This window comes from Pseudomonas laurentiana (assembly GCF_014648275.1).
In the GTDB taxonomy this organism is placed as follows: domain Bacteria; phylum Pseudomonadota; class Gammaproteobacteria; order Pseudomonadales; family Pseudomonadaceae; genus Aquipseudomonas; species Aquipseudomonas laurentiana.
In genome coordinates this window covers 1-535 of sequence record NZ_BMQU01000190.1, presented here as the reverse complement: position 1 = coordinate 535, position 535 = coordinate 1, and the positions used below count along the sequence as shown (strand labels likewise).

Below are 535 nucleotides of genomic sequence, written 5' to 3'. Positions count from 1 at the left end.
TTCCTGGGAACTCTCTCCTATCTTTACAATCATACCGAGGTTGAAATTGGGGACTATTTAAAGATTTAAAAAATAAATATTCCATCTTAGAATCGAACTAAGATAATATTATTAGAAGTAATATGCTCTACCATTGAGCTAATGGAAAAATTTGCTACTTATTGGATTTGAACCAATATGCTTTCGCGGTGCCTCTTAAGAGCACTGTGTCTACCATTCCACCAAAATAGCTTCATTTTTTTTTAAATTATTGAATAATACTTTAATTCAATTATACTTACTTATAATCTTCAAGGGTATTCTTCGCCCCCCTTCGGGGTGATGTAAAAGTATATATATATATTTATTAATAATATAATTATATTGTATATATGTATTATACGGAGTTTAAATTATATGTAATAACTTTGGTTATTTATTTTATTCCGTATCGAAGGGGGATCCCCTCGTATCTAATTTTTTATATAAAATGCATATCTTTCCTTACATACGAAATTTCCCCTTAGGGTAAAATAAAATTAATTTGACAACGACA

General features: G+C 28.8%; 1 tRNA gene. It reads right to left on the bottom strand.

Going from position 1 to position 535, the window contains the following annotated elements:
- Positions 1–152 precede the first annotated feature (152 nt).
- Positions 153–231 (bottom strand) — tRNA-Leu (locus IE038_RS24230).
- Between the last annotated feature and the right edge of the window lie 304 nt (positions 232–535).